Origin of the sequence: Nocardia sp. NBC_00508 (genome assembly GCF_036346875.1) — a bacterium.
In the GTDB taxonomy this organism is placed as follows: domain Bacteria; phylum Actinomycetota; class Actinomycetes; order Mycobacteriales; family Mycobacteriaceae; genus Nocardia.
In genome coordinates this window covers 1,144,350-1,158,884 of sequence record NZ_CP107852.1, presented here as the reverse complement: position 1 = coordinate 1,158,884, position 14,535 = coordinate 1,144,350, and the positions used below count along the sequence as shown (strand labels likewise).

The following is a 14,535-nucleotide window of genomic DNA, read 5'->3' as shown; positions in this document are numbered from 1 at the left end:
CGGGAAGCCCTCGGCGCCGACCCGATTGGACGTGAGCATGAGTAGGACCGCCCGGGTGGAGCGGATCACCAAGGAATCCGGCATCGTCGTCGAACTCGATCTGGACGGCACCGGCAAGACCGAGATCGCCACCGGCGTCCCGTTCTACGACCACATGCTGACCGCCCTCGGCGCGCATGCGAGCTTCGACCTGACCGTCCGCGCCGAGGGCGACATCGAGATCGAGGCGCACCACACCGTCGAGGACACCGCGATCGTGTTCGGCCAGGCGCTGGGTAAGGCGCTGGGCGACAAGGCGGGGATCCGCCGTTTCGGCGACGCCTACATCCCGATGGACGAGACGCTCGCACACGCCGCGGTCGACGTGTCCGGCCGCCCCTACTGCGTGCACACCGGCGAACCAGAACACCTGCTGCACACGGTGATTCCAGGCTCCGGTCCCGGCGCGCCGTATTCCACCGTGCTGAACCGCCACGTATTCGAGTCGATCGCGCTGAACGCGCGTATCGCCCTGCACGTGCGCGTGCTCTACGGCCGCGACCAGCACCACGTCACCGAGGCCGAATTCAAGGCGGTCGCGCGGGCCCTGCGCGCCGCGGTGGAACTCGACCCGCGGGTGAGCGGGGTCCCGTCCACGAAGGGAACGCTGTGAGTAGATCCGTCGCCCTACTCGACTACGGTTCCGGCAATCTGCACTCCGCCGAGCGGGCGTTGACCAGGGCGGGCGCCCGGGTCGAGGTGACGGCGGACCCGCAGCTGGTGCTGGCGGCCGACGGTCTGGTCGTGCCCGGAGTCGGCGCCTTCGCCGCGTGCATGGCAGGCCTGAAGACAGTGCGGGGGGAGCGCCTGATCGGTCAGCGGCTGGCCGGCGGACGCCCGGTCCTGGGGATCTGCGTCGGCATGCAGATCCTCTTCGAGCGCGGCGTCGAGTTCGGTGTGGAAACCGACGGGTGCGCCGAATGGCCCGGCACTGTCGAACGCCTGTCCGCGCCGGTGTTGCCGCACATGGGCTGGAACACCGTCTCCGCCCCCGCCGACAGCGTCCTGTTCGCGGGCCTCGACGCGGCCACTCGCTTCTACTTCGTGCATTCCTACGCCACCCAGACCTGGGATCTTCCGCCCAGTGACCATTTCGCCACACCCGGACTGACCTGGGCCGAGCACGGGGTGCCTTTCCTGGCCGCGGTGGAGAACGGTGCGCTCTCGGCAACCCAGTTCCACCCGGAGAAGTCCGGCGACGCGGGCGCACATCTCCTGCGCAACTGGGTGAACTCGCTGTAGCGACGATCCCGCGCACCCGGCGCGGGATCCGGCCACTCAGCGTGACACGACTGTGGCGGAGGTGCAGGCGACGGTGAGTGCGGCCAGCGGGAGTGCGAGCACGGGGAGGGCGAGGCGAATCTTGCGCATCGGACGAGCCTTTCGGTCATAACGTTGGAGGTGCCAACGTTGGCGTCGTCAACGTTATCGGGTCGTGGGCGGCACCAACCACAGCGGCTGACCGTCGCCGGTGATCGAGGTCCCATTCGCCCAGGCCCATGACTCCGACGCGGACCGGTAACCACTAGGCTGCTCTCGTGAGTCTTGTGCTGCTACCCGCCGTCGATGTCGCCAACGGAGAGGCCGTGCGTCTCGTGCAAGGAGAGGCCGGTAGCGAAACCAGCTACGGTTCGCCTCGTGACGCGGCGCTGGCTTGGCAGGAAGCCGGCGCGGAGTGGGTCCATCTGGTCGACCTGGACGCGGCCTTCGGGCGTGGCTCGAACCGGGAGCTGCTCGCGGGCGTCGTCGGCGAACTCGACGTCAAGGTGGAATTGTCCGGCGGTATTCGCGATGACGAGAGCCTGGAGGCGGCGCTGGCCACCGGCTGCGCCCGGGTGAACCTCGGTACCGCGGCGCTGGAGGACCCGGCCTGGTGCGCCAAGGCCATCGCCCGTCACGGCGAGCGCATCGCCGTCGGCTTGGACGTGCGCATCGTCGACGGCGAGCACCGGCTGCGCGGTCGCGGCTGGGTCAGCGACGGCGGCGATCTGTGGGAGGTGCTCGAACGCCTGGAACGCGACGGCTGCTCGCGCTACGTGGTGACCGACGTGACCAAGGACGGCACGCTCACCGGCCCCAACCTGGACCTGCTGCGCGAGGTGTGCGCGGCCACCGACGCGCCGGTCATCGCCTCCGGCGGCGTCTCCACCATCGACGACCTGGTCGCGATCGCCGAACTCGTGCCGGACGGCGTCGAAGGCTCGATCGTCGGTAAGGCGCTGTACGCGGGACGGTTCACCCTGCCCGAGGCGCTGGCCGCGGTGAGATGACCCAGGCGCTGTCGGCACTGCTCGCGGTGGCGAGTGAGGTCCTGGACTCGGTGCGCTCGCGGTTCGTCGAAGGTGTCGGCGCGCCGAGTGCGGTCGTGAAGGGCCGCAACGACTTCGCCACCGCCCTCGACCTGGAGCTGGAACGCACCATCTCCGCCGAGCTGCAGCGGCGCACCGGCATCGAGGTGCACGGGGAGGAGTTCGGCGGCCCGCAGCTCACCTCCGGCACGGTGTGGGTGCTCGACCCGATCGACGGCACGTTCAACTATTCCTCCGGCCATCCGCTCTCGGGCATGCTCCTGGCGCTGGTGCGCGATGGCGAGCCGGTCCTCGGCCTGACCTGGCTGCCGCTGCTCGGCCGTCGCTACGCGGCCATGGCCGGTGGCCCGCTGCTGCTGGACGGCCGGGCGCTGCCGCCGCTGCCGCGGGGCGCATTGGCCGAGTCGATGATCGGTTTCGGCGCGTTCAACGTCGACTCGCACGGCCGCATCCCCGGACAGTTCCGCTTCGATCTGCTCGGGCCGCTGAGCAGGTTGTCCTCGCGGGTGCGCATGCACGGCTCCACCGGCATCGATCTGGCGTTCACCGCCTCCGGCGTGCTCGGCGGCGCGATCGTCTTCGGGCACCACCCCTGGGACAACGCGGCGGGCGTCGCGCTGGTGCGCGCGGCGGGCGGCGTGGTCACCGACCTGGCGGGGCAGCCGTGGACCATCTCCTCCGGCTCCGTGCTGGCGGCGGCCCCGGGCGTACACGAAGAACTGCTCGACATGATCTGCACGGTCGCCGACCCCGCGACCGCGGAGAAAGGGTGAGGCAATGACGTTGGCGGTACGTGTGATTCCTTGTCTGGACGTCGACGCCGGCCGGGTGGTCAAGGGCGTCAAGTTCGAGAACCTGCGCGACGCGGGCGATCCCGTCGAGCTGGCCGCCCTGTACGACGCGCAGGGCGCCGACGAGCTGACCTTCCTCGACGTGACCGCCTCCACCGGCGACCGGGGCACCATGATCGATGTGGTCACCCGCACCGCCGAGCAGATCTTCATCCCGCTCACCGTCGGCGGCGGGGTGCGCACCGTCGAGGACGTGGACCGGCTGCTGCGCGCGGGCGCGGACAAAGTCTCGGTGAACACCGCCGCGATCGCCCGTCCCGAGGTATTGCGCGAGATGTCCGAACGGTTCGGTTCGCAATGCATCGTGCTGTCGGTGGACGCGCGCACCGTGCCGGACGGCGAGCCGGACACCCCCTCGGGCTGGGAGGTGACCACGCACGGCGGCAAACGCGGCACCGGCATCGACGCCGTCGAATGGGCGGTGCGCGGCGCCGAACTCGGTGTCGGCGAGATCCTGCTGAACTCGATGGACGCCGACGGCACCAAGGCCGGTTTCGACCTGCCGATGATCCGCGCCGTGCGGGCCGCGGTCACGGTGCCGGTGATCGCCAGCGGAGGCGCCGGCACGGTCGAGCACTTCGCCCCTGCCGTGCACGCCGGGGCCGACGCGGTGCTCGCGGCCAGCGTGTTCCACTTCGGCGACCTGACCATCGGCCAGGTCAAGGACTCCATGCGGGCGGAGAAGATCGTCGTCCGGTAGCGGTTGGCGGAAATCTGCCGGGCCGGAAGGGGCGTCGCGCGGTCGCGGTCGATCGAGTTGTCCGGCGCGACGCGCGCCGCGGATCTGGTGGTGATCGGCGACGAGGAGCTGGTCGCGGCGCGGGTCGAGGAGTACTTCGCGGCGGGTGCGACGGAGGTGGTGTTCTCGCAGACCGATGTTATAAACGGTGCTATGAGTCTGGATCCCGCCATCGCCGCCCGTCTCAAGCGCAACGACGCCGGGCTGGTGTCGGCCGTCGCGCAGGAGCGCGCCACCGGTGAGGTGCTGATGGTCGCGTGGATGGACGACGAAGCGCTGGCGCGGACGCTGGAAACACGCAAGGCGACGTACTATTCGCGCTCGCGACAGCAGTACTGGGTCAAGGGGGAGACCTCCGGTCACACGCAGTTCGTGCACGAAGTGCGGCTCGACTGCGACGGCGACACGATCCTGCTCGTCGTCGATCAGGAAGGCGCGGCCTGCCACACCGGGACGCACACCTGCTTCGAGTCGGATGTGCTGCTGCCCGCGGAATCCTGAACGCGCGCCTTACGAGTTGGACGGGCGGTTGTCGTCCGTACCTGCCGAGGTGAGTCCGCCGGGCCGGTCGAGCGTGTCGGCGAGCCGCGCGGCCAGCAGCTCGCCCAGTTCGGCGAGCTGGGCTTTCTGCCCGTCGTCCAAGCCGTCGAAGACCAACTGGCGCACGGCGTCCACATATCCCGGCGCGGCCTCGACGACCTTCAGGTATCCGTCGTCGGTGAGCACGGCGTGCACGCCGCGCCGCCCCGCGGTCGCCGAACGCTCGGCCCAACCCATGCGCTCCAATTTGGACACCACGTGGGACAGTCGTGATAGCGATGCGTTTGCTTTGTGGGCAAGCTCACTCATTTGGAGCCGGTGTCCCGGTTCCTCCGACAGCAGGGTCAGTACCCAGTACTCGAAATGTGTCACGCCGGACTCGCGCTGCAGCTGGGTATCCAATGCCGCTGGTAGACGTGTCATCAGCGCCACGATCGCGCGCCAAGCTCGTTGTTCGACGGGGTCGAGCCACTTCGTCACCGTGTGCCTTCTTTCAAGCCAAGTGACGTGGTTGTGTTCGTGGTCCTAGTGATTGTTGAAAAGCATGTGCACAGTCACCCGCGTGGATGAGTTTGCCACGACTTCGCTCGACCGTCATAAAGATAGCGAATGACGTGAGTTCACTCACACCTTCTCGGAGCCCGTCGTCGGCTGGGTTGCCGCGGTGCGGGGGTGCGTGCGCCGCCACTTGCGCAGCAGCAACACGCCGACCGCGAGCAGGAACAGCAAGGTGGAGACGATCGCGCCGGCGAGCGCGGCGCCACGGAACGCGGGCGCGTCCACATCCAGGGTGCGCTCGCCCGCATGGGCCGCGCTGCTGTTGCCCAGCACGATGGTCAGCGTCATCAGGTTGGGGATCGCGAACAGGATCGCGACGACCGCGGCCGCGCCCGCCAGGAACCGGCCCGCCTTGCGGCGCCAGACCAGTACGGCGAACAGCATCAGGAAAAGCGGTACGACGGTGCACAATCCGCCGTAGAGCAAGCCCCACCCGATGCCCTTGGCGAAGCTGCCGCCCACCATCGACCCGAGCCGCTGGGCCCACCAGCGCGGGATGAACGCGGCCAGGACGAAATAGGTGAGGACCAAAAGAGCGAGGATCGCGGCACCGACGATGATCCGTGTGCGCCAGACGGCGGCCGTGGATTTGCGTCCGCCGGGCTGAGCCTCGGTCGAAGTCATCTGCCCAGCCTAAGCGGCTGCCTCGCCTTTGCTCGGCCCGGCGCGCTGGCTCGGGACGGACTTCGTCCCGCTGCGCCCGTTATGCCGCCCACCAGCGCGAATCCGGCTTTTGCGGACGCGGCGCGTGGTCTACCTGGTGCGCAGGTACTTCAGCGCCTCGTCGGCGTGCACCGTGGCGCGCAGTTCGCCATTGATGACCTTGCGGACAGTGCGATCGGTGTCGATGACGAACGTCTGGCGCTTCACCGGCGCCAGTCTGCCCAGCAGCCCGCGCTTGACGCCGAAGCGGGCGGCCACGGCGCCGTCGGCATCGGACAGCAGCGGATAGCCGAGGCGCTGCTTCTCGGCGAACCCCGCCTGGGTGTCCACCCCGTCGGTGCTGATGCCGACGCAGGTGGCGCCGACGGCGGCGAATTCGGCGGTCAGGTCACGGAAGTGACAGGCTTCGGCCGTGCACACCGGAGTGTTGGCGGCTGGAAAGAAGAAGAGGACCAGCGGGCCGTCCGCCAACAGCGCGTCGAGCGAGCGGGGGGTGCCGGACTGGTCGGGAAGCTCGAAGTGCGGGGCGAGCTGTCCTGGCTGCATGCCCGAGGACACTACCGGGCACTTGGTTCATTCGGTACACGGTCGGGCCTGCGTCACAGTGGGGCTCCCAGCGCTCTTGCCCGCCGGTGCGCCGCTCGCGATCCGATCGCCGCGCCGGTGGCCGGGCATGAGGCCTGCCGCCACCGCCGATGTGCGCGGCCATCTCGGGATTCTGGCTAGCTAGCCCCCCACCCGTCCGGGAGACCGTGTGGGACTGGACGGGCGACCCGATTTGCCGGTTTTGTCTCCTCCGGTGCCGTGTCACCGGCACCGCTGACCGGCCTGTCGGTCCGGCCTGGGATGATATGTCCCATGCCAGGCACGTCCACTCCCACCACCACGACCCGCGAACAGTTCCATCTGCTGGCCGCGGAACACCGGGTCGTCCCGGTGACCCGAAAAGTGCTGGCGGACTCCGAAACCCCGCTGTCGGCCTACCGCAAGCTGGCGGGTGACCGGGCCGGCACGTTCCTGTTCGAGTCCGCGGAGAACGGTCGGTCGTGGTCGCGCTGGTCGTTCATCGGCGCGGGCAGCCCGTCGGCGCTCACCGTCGTCGACGGCGAGGCGGCCTGGCTCGGTCACATCCCGGCCGACGCTCCCTCCGGCGGAGACCCGCTGGTCGCGCTGCGCGAGACCCTCGAGTTGCTGCGCACCGAGCGACTGCCCGGACTGCCTCCACTGACCGGCGGCATGGTCGGGTACCTCGGCTACGACGCGGTGCGCAGGATCGAGCGGCTGCCGAATCTGGCGATGGACGACCTGGGCCTGCCGGAGATGGTGTTGCTGCTGGCCACCGACCTGGCCGCGTTCGACCACCACGAGGGCGCGATCACGCTGATCGCCAACGCGGTCAATTGGAACGGCACCGCCGAGCGGGTCGACGAAGCCTACGACGACGCGGTGGCCAGATTGGACCGGATGACCGCCGCGCTTGGCGCGCCCGCCGATTCCACCGTGTCGGTGTTCGACCAGCCCGAGCCGCAGTACCGGCGCAGGCGCACCACCGAGGAGTTCGGCGCGGGAGTGCGCCGCCTGGTCAAGGAGATCGAGGCGGGCGAGGCGTTCCAGGTCGTCCTGTCGCAGCGTTTCGAAATGGACTACGGCGGCGCGCCGCTGGACCTGTACCGGATGCTGCGCGCCTCGAACCCGAGTCCGTACATGTATTTGCTGCACATCCCGGACGGCGAGGGCGGCACCGCGTTCTCCATCGTCGGCTCCAGCCCGGAGTCGCTGGTGACCGTGCAGGACGGTGTGGCGACGACCCATCCGATCGCGGGCACCCGCTGGCGCGGCGCCACCGAGGAGGAGGACCTGCTGCTGGAGAAGGGCCTGCTCGCCGACGAGAAGGAGAACGCCGAGCACCTCATGCTCGTCGATCTCGGCCGCAACGATCTGGGCCGGGTGTGCGAGCCCGGCACCGTGCGGGTCACCGAGTACCGGCACATCGAGCGCTACAGCCACGTGATGCACCTGGTGTCGACGGTGTCGGGGCGGCTCGCGCCCGGCCGCATTGCGCTGGACGCGGTTCGTGCCTGCTTCCCGGCGGGCACCCTGTCCGGCGCCCCCAAGGTGCGCGCCATGGAGCTGATCGAAGAACTCGAGCCGACCCGCCGCGGCGTCTACGGCGGCGTTGTCGGCTACCTGGACTTCGCGGGCGACGCCGACACCGCGATCGCCATCCGCACCGCGCTGCTGAAGGACGGTACGGCCTACGTGCAGGCGGGCGCCGGTGTGGTCGCGGACTCGAACCCGGAGTACGAGGACGTGGAATCGCGCAACAAGGCGATGGCGGTGCTGAAGGCGATCGCGGCGGCCGGAACCGTCCGCGCCTACGGCACGGAACCGGGTGTGGAGAGCGGCGAACCGCGATGACCGCGGCCGACCGCGACAAGGAACCGGGCAGGGCCAGGGAACCCGCCCCGGACGCGAGCGCCGCGGCAGAGCCGGAATCCGTTCGCGCGCAGGACGATTCCGCCGCGTCCGCGCAATCGCCTCCCGACGCCGATCCGCGCCGCGGGTATCCGGTGGGTCCTGTCGTGTTGCTCGCCATCGCCGCCGCCGCGCTGTGGGCCTCGTCCCGGATGACCTGGGTGACGGTCGGTTCCTCCGACGGTCTCAGCCAGCCGCGCATCGATCGACTCAACGGTGGGGTGTGGTTCGGGGCTCTGACCCCGCTGGCGCTGGTGCTGCTCGCCTCGATCGCGGCCGTGCTGGCCACCAGGGGCTGGTTGCGCCGTGTGGTCGGGGTGCTGATCGCCCTGGTGGCGGCGGTGGCCGCCGTGCCTGCGTTCGCGCTGCTGACCAACTCCGGCAAGATCGCCGAACGGGCCGCGAAGCTCGCCGAACTCCCGGGGCGTGCGCAGGTGGCGGAGGCGACCACGTCGGCGTTCCCGGCCGTGCTCGCCTTGCTCGGTGCGATCGCCGCCTTCGGCGCAGGCGCCCTGTTGACCAGAATGCCCGCCGAGACGGCCCGGCTGTCCGGCAAATACGACAACCCGGCCGTCCGTCGCGCCGCCGCGACGGCGGAGGTCACGCAGCGGCGCGCGCAGTCCCCGGACGACCGGTCGTCACCGCAGTTGTCCGAGCGTGTGCTGTGGGACGCGCTGGACGCCGGTACCGACCCGACCGAGGAACCTCCGGACGATCCGCACCCCGGCGAGGCGAGCCGACGTGGGCGCTGAGCTGATTCCGCGTGGCGGGTGTGGCGGGTACCACCTTGCGCCGGGCCCTTCCGCGTGGTCCAACTCGAGCCCCGGCGCAAACGCGCCCCGTAGGTCCATTTATTCTTTGTCAGCATCGGTGAGACAGCGCCTGGGGGGATTCTCAGGTAGCAAGTCCGTCTCCCCAGAAAGGATTCGAGCCAGATGACGGTACTCGACTCGATTCTCGACGGGGTCCGCGCGGATGTGGCCGCTCGGGAAGCCCTTCTCGACTTCCAGGCGGTAAAGGCCGTCGCCGCCGCCGCGCCCGCGCCGCTGGACGCCCGCGCCGCGCTGCTCGAAGACGGCATCGGCGTGATCGCCGAGGTCAAGCGGGCCAGCCCGTCCAAGGGCGAACTGGCGGACATCCCGGACCCGGCGAGCCTGGCCAAGGCATACGAGGACGGCGGCGCACGGATCATCAGCGTGCTCACCGAGGGCCGCCGCTTCAACGGGTCGCTGGACGACCTGGACGCGGTCCGCGCCACGGTGAACATCCCGATCCTGCGTAAGGACTTCGTCGTCGGCCCGTACCAGATCCACGAGGCCCGTGCGCACGGCGCGGACGTCATCCTGCTCATCGTCGCCGCGCTGGAGCAGGACGTGCTGTCCTCGCTGATCGACCGCACCGAATCGCTGGGGATGACCGCGCTGGTCGAGGTGCACACCGAGGAGGAGGCCGACCGCGCGCTGGAGGCGGGCGCCTCCGTGATCGGCGTGAACGCCCGCAACCTCAAGACGCTCGAGGTCGATCGCGACGTGTTCGCCAGGATCGCGCCCGGACTGCCCACCGAGGTCATCCGGATCGCCGAGTCGGGCATCCGCGGCACCGCCGACCTGCTGGCCTACGCGGGCGCGGGCGCGGACGCCGTTCTGGTCGGCGAGGGCCTGGTGACCAGCGGCGACCCACGTGCCGCGGTGTCGGAGCTGGTGACCGCGGGGACCCACCCGTCCTGCCCGAAGCCGGCGCGGCGGGGCCGGTGACGGCCGTGGCGGCATTACCGCAGGCCAGCGACGGTGTCGCCCAACGTAGCGGTCACGAGCCGGACGCGGGCGGGCACTTCGGCGTCTACGGCGGCAGGCACGTCCCCGAGGCGCTGATGGCCGTGATCGAGGAGGTCACCGCCGAGTACGAGAAGTCCCGGCTCGACGAGTCGTTTCTCAACGAGCTCGACCGGCTGCAACGCGACTACACCGGCCGCCCATCGCCGGTGTTCGAGTGCACGCGGCTGGCCGAGCACGCGGGCGGTGCGCGCATCCTGCTCAAGCGCGAGGACTTGAACCACACCGGGTCACACAAGATCAACAATGTGCTCGGCCAGGCCCTGCTGGCCAAGCGGATGGGCAAGACCAGGGTGATCGCCGAGACCGGCGCGGGCCAGCACGGCGTGGCCACGGCGACCGCCTGCGCGCTGCTCGGCCTGGACTGCATCGTCTACATGGGAGCGGTCGACACGGCGCGCCAAGCGCTGAACGTCGCGCGGATGCGCCTGCTCGGCGCCGAGGTGGTCTCGGTGACCTCCGGTTCGCAAACTCTCAAGGACGCGATCAACGAGGCGTTGCGCGACTGGGTGACCAACGCGGACGACACCTACTACTGCTTCGGTACCGCCGCGGGCCCGCACCCGTTCCCGATGCTGGTGCGCGATTTCCAGCGCATCGTCGGCATGGAGGCCCGCGCCCAGGTGCAGGCCTCGACCGGCCGGTTGCCGGACGCGGTCGTCGCCTGCGTCGGCGGCGGCTCCAACGCCATCGGCATCTTCCACGCGTTCCTCGACGACGCCGACGTCCGGTTGATCGGCTACGAGGCCGCCGGCGACGGCGTCGAGACCGGGCGGCACGCGGCCACCTTCACCGGCGGGACACCCGGCGCCTTCCAGGGCGCGTACTCCTACCTGCTGCAGGACGACGACGGCCAGACCATCGAGTCGCACTCGATCTCGGCGGGCCTGGACTACCCGGGTGTCGGCCCCGAGCACGCCTTCTTGAAAGACATCGGCCGCGCCGAGTACCGCCCGATCACCGACACCGAGGCGATGGATGCGCTGCTGCTGCTCAGCCGTAGCGAGGGCATCATCCCGGCGATCGAGTCGGCGCACGCGGTGGCGGGTGCGCTGCGGCTGGGCAAGGAACTCGGCCCCGGCGCGATCATCCTGGTGAACCTCTCGGGCCGAGGCGACAAGGACATGGACACGGCAGCGCGGTGGTTCAGGCTGTTCGACACCGAGGAGGCGGAGTTGTGAGTGAGCGTCAGCGAGTGAACCGAGGACACGGCGCGTGGTGGCGCGCGACGGAGCTGAGCGGCAGCGAGGCGGAGTTGTGAGTGAGCGTCAGCGAGTGAACCGAGGACACGGCGCGTGGTGGCGCGCGACGGAGCTGAGCGGCAGCGAGGCGGAGTCGTGAGCCAGCAGTCCCGGCTGGCGAACACCTTCGCCGCCTGCCGCGCCGAGGGCCGCGCCGCGCTGATCGGCTACCTGCCCGCGGGCTTCCCCGACCTCGCCGGTTCGATGGACGTCGTGCGCGCGATGGTCGAATCCGGCTGCGACATCATCGAAGTCGGCGTCGCCTACTCCGATCCCGTGATGGACGGCCCGACCATCCAGGCCGCCGCGGAGCAGGCGCTGCGCGGCGGTGTGCGGGTGCGCGACGTGTTCTCCGTGGTCGAGGCCATCGCGGGCGCGGGCGGCAAGGCCGTGGTGATGAGCTACTGGAATCCGGTGCTCAAGTACGGCGTCGATCGCTTCGCACGCGATCTGGCCGCCGCGGGCGGGTCCGGCCTCATCACCCCCAACCTGATCCCGGAAGAGGCCGATGACTGGTTCGTCGCCTCGTCCACGCACAACCTGGACCGCATCTTCCTGGTCGCGCCCTCGTCCACCGAGGAGCGTCTGGTGAAGACGCTCGAGGCCAGCCGCGGCTTCGTGTACGCGGCCTCGACCATGGGCGTCACCGGCGCCCGCGACGCGGTGTCCTCCGCCGCGCCGGCGCTGTGCGCGCGCATCCGGGCTCACTCCGACCTCCCGATCGGCGTCGGACTCGGTGTGCGCTCGGGCGAGCAGGCCGCCGAGATCGCGGGCTACGCCGACGGCGTCATCGTCGGCTCGGCGCTGGTCACCGCGGCCGCCGACGGGCTCGACGCAGTGCGGCGTCTCACGGCGGAACTTGCCGCCGGTGTCCGTTCACCGATCGCGTTCGCCAGTTGAGTCGCGCTGTGACTACCAGCCCCAGTTGTCGTCCGGCGGCGGCTGCACGAGGCGGATCCCGACCGCAGATGGTGGCAGAACAGGCCTGCGGCCGAGCGGCTCGCCCATGTCGAAGAACTTCGATCCGACTACTACGGTTGGGGGCCCGATGGAGCTGGACCGCGACTTCAGCGAGTTCATCGCATCGTGCGTCGAGCATAGTGTCCGTTCCCTGGTTGTAGGTGGTTACGCGGTTGCAGCACACAGGCATCCCCGATTCACGAAGGATCTGGATGTGTGGGTGTGGGTAGACCCGCACAATGCGGACCGGCTGGGCAGGATCTGGCCGATGCGGCGGTGCTGGAGGAACAGGATGTCCGCGGATCGGGCGACGCCTGACCGCGGAGCTTGCGACTGAACCGCACTCCGCTACGGTGGCGACCGTGACCTTACGAGTCGTGGCAGACAGTGTCGTGGCCAACAGCGACGTGCTGGCCTACATTCCCAGCCCCGCGCAGGGCGTGTGGCAGCTCGGACCCTTCCCATTGCGCGCGTATGCCCTGTGCATCATTCTCGGCATCGTCGTCGCGATCTGGTGGGGCGAGCGGCGCTGGCGCGCGCGGGGCGGCCAGCCCGGCGCGATCCTGGATGTCGCGATGTTCGCGGTGCCATTCGGGCTGGTCGGCGGCCGGCTCTACCACGTGGCCACCGACTGGCAGAAGTACTTCGGTCCGGACGGGAACCCGGTCGACGCGCTGAAGATCTATCAGGGCGGACTCGGCATTTGGGGTGCGGTGCTGTTGGGCGGCATCGGCGCGTGGATCGGCTGCCGGGTGTACCGGATCCCGTTGCCGGCGTTGGGTGACGCGGTGGCCCCGCCGATCCTGCTCGCCCAGGCCATCGGCAGGCTCGGCAACTACTTCAATCAGGAGCTGTACGGCCGCGAGACCGACGTGCCGTGGGGCCTGCAGATCTTCCGCCGGGTCGGCGACGATGGTCAGCTGGACATGATGAACGGTGTCTCCACCGGCGTGGTCGACAAGATCGTGCATCCCACCTTCCTGTACGAGATGGTCTGGAACCTGCTCGTCGTCGTGCTGCTGGTGTTCGTGGACAGGCGCTTCCGGATCGGCCATGGCCGCCTGTTCGCGCTGTACGTCGCCGGCTACTGCTTCGGGCGGTTCTTCATCGAACTGATGCGTGCCGACGAGGCGACCGAGATCGCGGGCATCCGGATCAACTCGTTCACCTCCGCGGTGGTGTTCCTGGGCGCGATCGCCTATTTCGTGTTCGCCACCAAGGGCCGCGAGACGCCCGAGCAGTTGCAGCCGGGCGCGAGCCCCCGCCCTTGGCCGTGGCAGCTCCGTGCGTTGCGCGCCGCGGGCGCGGCGTCGCCCGAGAAGCCTTCGGACGCAGCGGTATCCGAGGAGACCGCGTCCGATGCGGCCGGGGCCGGGACCGCCGAGGAGACGTCCGCTGCCGAGTCCGGTGCGGGGGAGTCCGCCGAGACCGGTTCGGAGAAGGCCGATTCGGACAAGGGCTGACTCGTGCCGTCCGGGCCGGGCGCTGCGGCACCCGGCTCGGCGCCGCACCGCCGTCGGATTCTCGTCCGCGGCAACGAATCGGCGACCCGCCGCGATAACTCCTCGCAGGTCCGGAAACATCGGAGGCGACAACGCGGTCGATCCCGGTGACAATGTCTCGTGATCGTCGCGAGCGGCAAATCGGCGGTCCAGCAAGGACGGGGGCCGAGAAGAGGGTGCCCGCACGAATGAGGAGGACATGAGTGACCGACCCTTACCAGCAGAATCCGGGTTCCACGGGCCCGCAGTACGGCCCGCCCGGTACGGGTCCGGATCTGACCAAGCCGCTGGAGGCGCAAGGCCAGCCGCAGTACAGCCCGCCGCCGGATCCCTACGGCCAGCCGCAGTACGGCCAGCCCATCGACCCCTACGGCCAGCAGCCAGGCGGCTACCCGCAGGCGCCGTACCCGGGCGGTCCGCAGGGATACAACCCGAACGACCCGGAGGCTCCGTGGGGCCGCGATCCCTTCGGCGTGCCGCTGTCGGAGAAGCAGAAGCTGATCGCGGGCCTGCTGCAGATCTTCCTCGGTAGTTTCGGCGTCGGTCGCTTCTATCTCGGCTACACCGGCCTCGGCATCGCCCAGTTGGTGGTCACGATCCTCACCTGCGGCCTCGGTGGCATCTGGGGTCTCATCGACGGCATCATGATCCTGGTCGGCAAGGTCCCCGATCCCCAGGGACGCCCGCTGCGCGACTGATCGCGACCTCGACACGGCAGGGAGGCGGGCGCGGGCTGTCCGCCTCCCTGCGTGTTTCCGGCGAAACCCACGGAGCACAATCCTTCCGCGCACGATGATCGGGATACTGTCGCCGGGGCAGGTCCGGG

16 protein-coding genes are annotated in these 14,535 nt (G+C 69.8%); 13 read left to right on the top strand and 3 right to left on the bottom strand.

The genetic code is table 11. From position 1 onward, the window contains the following. The first annotated feature begins 37 nt into the window (after nt 1-37). The 6 genes from hisB (at nt 38) to hisI (ending at nt 4,439) form a co-directional block, all read left to right on the top strand. Nucleotides 38-652 (top strand): imidazoleglycerol-phosphate dehydratase HisB, encoded by a 615-nt coding sequence (gene hisB / locus OHA40_RS05090; RefSeq protein ID WP_330231907.1) that lies wholly within the window; start codon nt 38-40, stop codon nt 650-652. Then, nucleotides 649-1,281 (top strand): imidazole glycerol phosphate synthase subunit HisH, encoded by a 633-nt coding sequence (gene hisH, locus OHA40_RS05085; protein WP_330231906.1) that lies wholly within the window; start codon nt 649-651, stop codon nt 1,279-1,281. The genes hisB and hisH overlap by 4 nt, the downstream gene beginning before the upstream one ends. A gap of 296 nt (nt 1,282-1,577) precedes the next feature. Continuing rightward, a complete protein-coding gene (gene priA / locus OHA40_RS05080; protein ID WP_330231905.1) occupies nt 1,578-2,309 on the top strand; it encodes a bifunctional 1-(5-phosphoribosyl)-5-((5-phosphoribosylamino)methylideneamino)imidazole-4-carboxamide isomerase/phosphoribosylanthranilate isomerase PriA in 732 nt (243 codons plus the stop codon). Next, on the top strand, nt 2,306-3,121 hold the full coding sequence (locus tag OHA40_RS05075; protein WP_330231904.1) for an inositol monophosphatase family protein: 816 nt from the start codon (nt 2,306-2,308) through the stop codon (nt 3,119-3,121). Before priA ends, OHA40_RS05075 begins: the two co-directional genes overlap by 4 nt. Nucleotides 3,122-3,125: 4 nt before the next feature. Continuing rightward, entirely contained in the window at nt 3,126-3,899 is a 774-nt protein-coding gene (gene hisF, locus OHA40_RS05070) for an imidazole glycerol phosphate synthase subunit HisF (RefSeq protein WP_330231903.1), read from the top strand. Between the two features lie 192 nt (nt 3,900-4,091). Further along, nucleotides 4,092-4,439 (top strand): phosphoribosyl-AMP cyclohydrolase, encoded by a 348-nt coding sequence (gene hisI, locus OHA40_RS05065; protein ID WP_330234052.1) that lies wholly within the window; start codon nt 4,092-4,094, stop codon nt 4,437-4,439. 9 nt (nt 4,440-4,448) lie between these two features. Here the strand turns inward: hisI and OHA40_RS05060 are convergent, their stop codons facing one another. From OHA40_RS05060 to OHA40_RS05050, 3 genes are all read right to left on the bottom strand, one after another. Next, nucleotides 4,449-4,901, bottom strand: a complete 453-nt coding sequence (locus tag OHA40_RS05060; RefSeq protein WP_330234051.1) for a MarR family winged helix-turn-helix transcriptional regulator — start codon at nt 4,899-4,901, stop codon at nt 4,449-4,451. 201 nt (nt 4,902-5,102) lie between these two features. Further along, nucleotides 5,103-5,660 carry a permease gene (locus OHA40_RS05055; protein ID WP_330231902.1) on the bottom strand — a complete coding sequence of 186 codons (558 nt, stop codon included), beginning with the start codon at nt 5,658-5,660 and terminating at the stop codon, nt 5,103-5,105. Nucleotides 5,661-5,789: 129 nt separating this feature from the next. Next, a complete protein-coding gene (locus OHA40_RS05050) occupies nt 5,790-6,245 on the bottom strand; it encodes a peroxiredoxin (protein ID WP_330231901.1) in 456 nt (151 codons plus the stop codon). 312 nt (nt 6,246-6,557) lie between these two features. On the opposite strand from OHA40_RS05050, the gene OHA40_RS05045 reads away from it, so the two are divergent. From OHA40_RS05045 to OHA40_RS05015, 7 genes are all read left to right on the top strand, one after another. After that, complete coding sequence (locus OHA40_RS05045; protein ID WP_330231900.1) at nt 6,558-8,117, top strand: anthranilate synthase component I; 1,560 nt, start codon at nt 6,558-6,560, stop codon at nt 8,115-8,117. Further along, a complete protein-coding gene (locus OHA40_RS05040) occupies nt 8,114-8,926 on the top strand; it encodes a TIGR02234 family membrane protein (RefSeq protein ID WP_330231899.1) in 813 nt (270 codons plus the stop codon). Before OHA40_RS05045 ends, OHA40_RS05040 begins: the two co-directional genes overlap by 4 nt. 183 nt (nt 8,927-9,109) lie before the next feature. Next, nucleotides 9,110-9,928, top strand: coding sequence for an indole-3-glycerol phosphate synthase TrpC (gene trpC / locus OHA40_RS05035; RefSeq protein ID WP_330231898.1), 819 nt, complete (start codon nt 9,110-9,112; stop codon nt 9,926-9,928). Continuing rightward, nucleotides 9,925-11,187: a tryptophan synthase subunit beta gene (trpB, locus tag OHA40_RS05030; protein ID WP_330231897.1), complete on the top strand. Its 1,263-nt coding sequence runs from the start codon at nt 9,925-9,927 to the stop codon at nt 11,185-11,187. The genes trpC and trpB overlap by 4 nt, the downstream gene beginning before the upstream one ends. 156 nt (nt 11,188-11,343) lie before the next feature. Next, the gene (gene trpA / locus OHA40_RS05025) at nt 11,344-12,147 is read left to right on the top strand and encodes a tryptophan synthase subunit alpha (RefSeq protein WP_330231896.1); all 804 of its coding nucleotides are present in this window, start codon (nt 11,344-11,346) and stop codon (nt 12,145-12,147) included. 437 nt (nt 12,148-12,584) lie between these two features. Next, nucleotides 12,585-13,670 (top strand): prolipoprotein diacylglyceryl transferase, encoded by a 1,086-nt coding sequence (gene lgt / locus OHA40_RS05020; RefSeq protein ID WP_330231895.1) that lies wholly within the window; start codon nt 12,585-12,587, stop codon nt 13,668-13,670. A gap of 242 nt (nt 13,671-13,912) precedes the next feature. Then, a complete protein-coding gene (locus OHA40_RS05015; protein WP_330231894.1) occupies nt 13,913-14,407 on the top strand; it encodes a TM2 domain-containing protein in 495 nt (164 codons plus the stop codon). Nucleotides 14,408-14,535: the final 128 nt, after the last annotated feature.

Bases quoted from the DNA above. Each gene is read 5' to 3' on its own strand.
- OHA40_RS05050 (WP_330231901.1), bottom strand. From the start codon at position 6,245: ATGCAGCCAGGACAGCTCGCCCCGCACTTCGAGCTTCCCGACCAGTCC.
- trpC (WP_330231898.1), top strand. From the start codon at position 9,110: ATGACGGTACTCGACTCGATTCTCGACGGGGTCCGCGCGGATGTGGCC.
- hisI (WP_330234052.1), top strand. From the start codon at position 4,092: ATGAGTCTGGATCCCGCCATCGCCGCCCGTCTCAAGCGCAACGACGCC.
- OHA40_RS05060 (WP_330234051.1), bottom strand. From the start codon at position 4,901: ATGACACGTCTACCAGCGGCATTGGATACCCAGCTGCAGCGCGAGTCC.
- OHA40_RS05075 (WP_330231904.1), top strand. From the start codon at position 2,306: ATGACCCAGGCGCTGTCGGCACTGCTCGCGGTGGCGAGTGAGGTCCTG.
- OHA40_RS05055 (WP_330231902.1), bottom strand. From the start codon at position 5,660: ATGACTTCGACCGAGGCTCAGCCCGGCGGACGCAAATCCACGGCCGCC.
- hisB (WP_330231907.1), top strand. From the start codon at position 38: ATGAGTAGGACCGCCCGGGTGGAGCGGATCACCAAGGAATCCGGCATC.
- hisF (WP_330231903.1), top strand. From the start codon at position 3,126: ATGACGTTGGCGGTACGTGTGATTCCTTGTCTGGACGTCGACGCCGGC.
- OHA40_RS05045 (WP_330231900.1), top strand. From the start codon at position 6,558: ATGCCAGGCACGTCCACTCCCACCACCACGACCCGCGAACAGTTCCAT.
- OHA40_RS05040 (WP_330231899.1), top strand. From the start codon at position 8,114: ATGACCGCGGCCGACCGCGACAAGGAACCGGGCAGGGCCAGGGAACCC.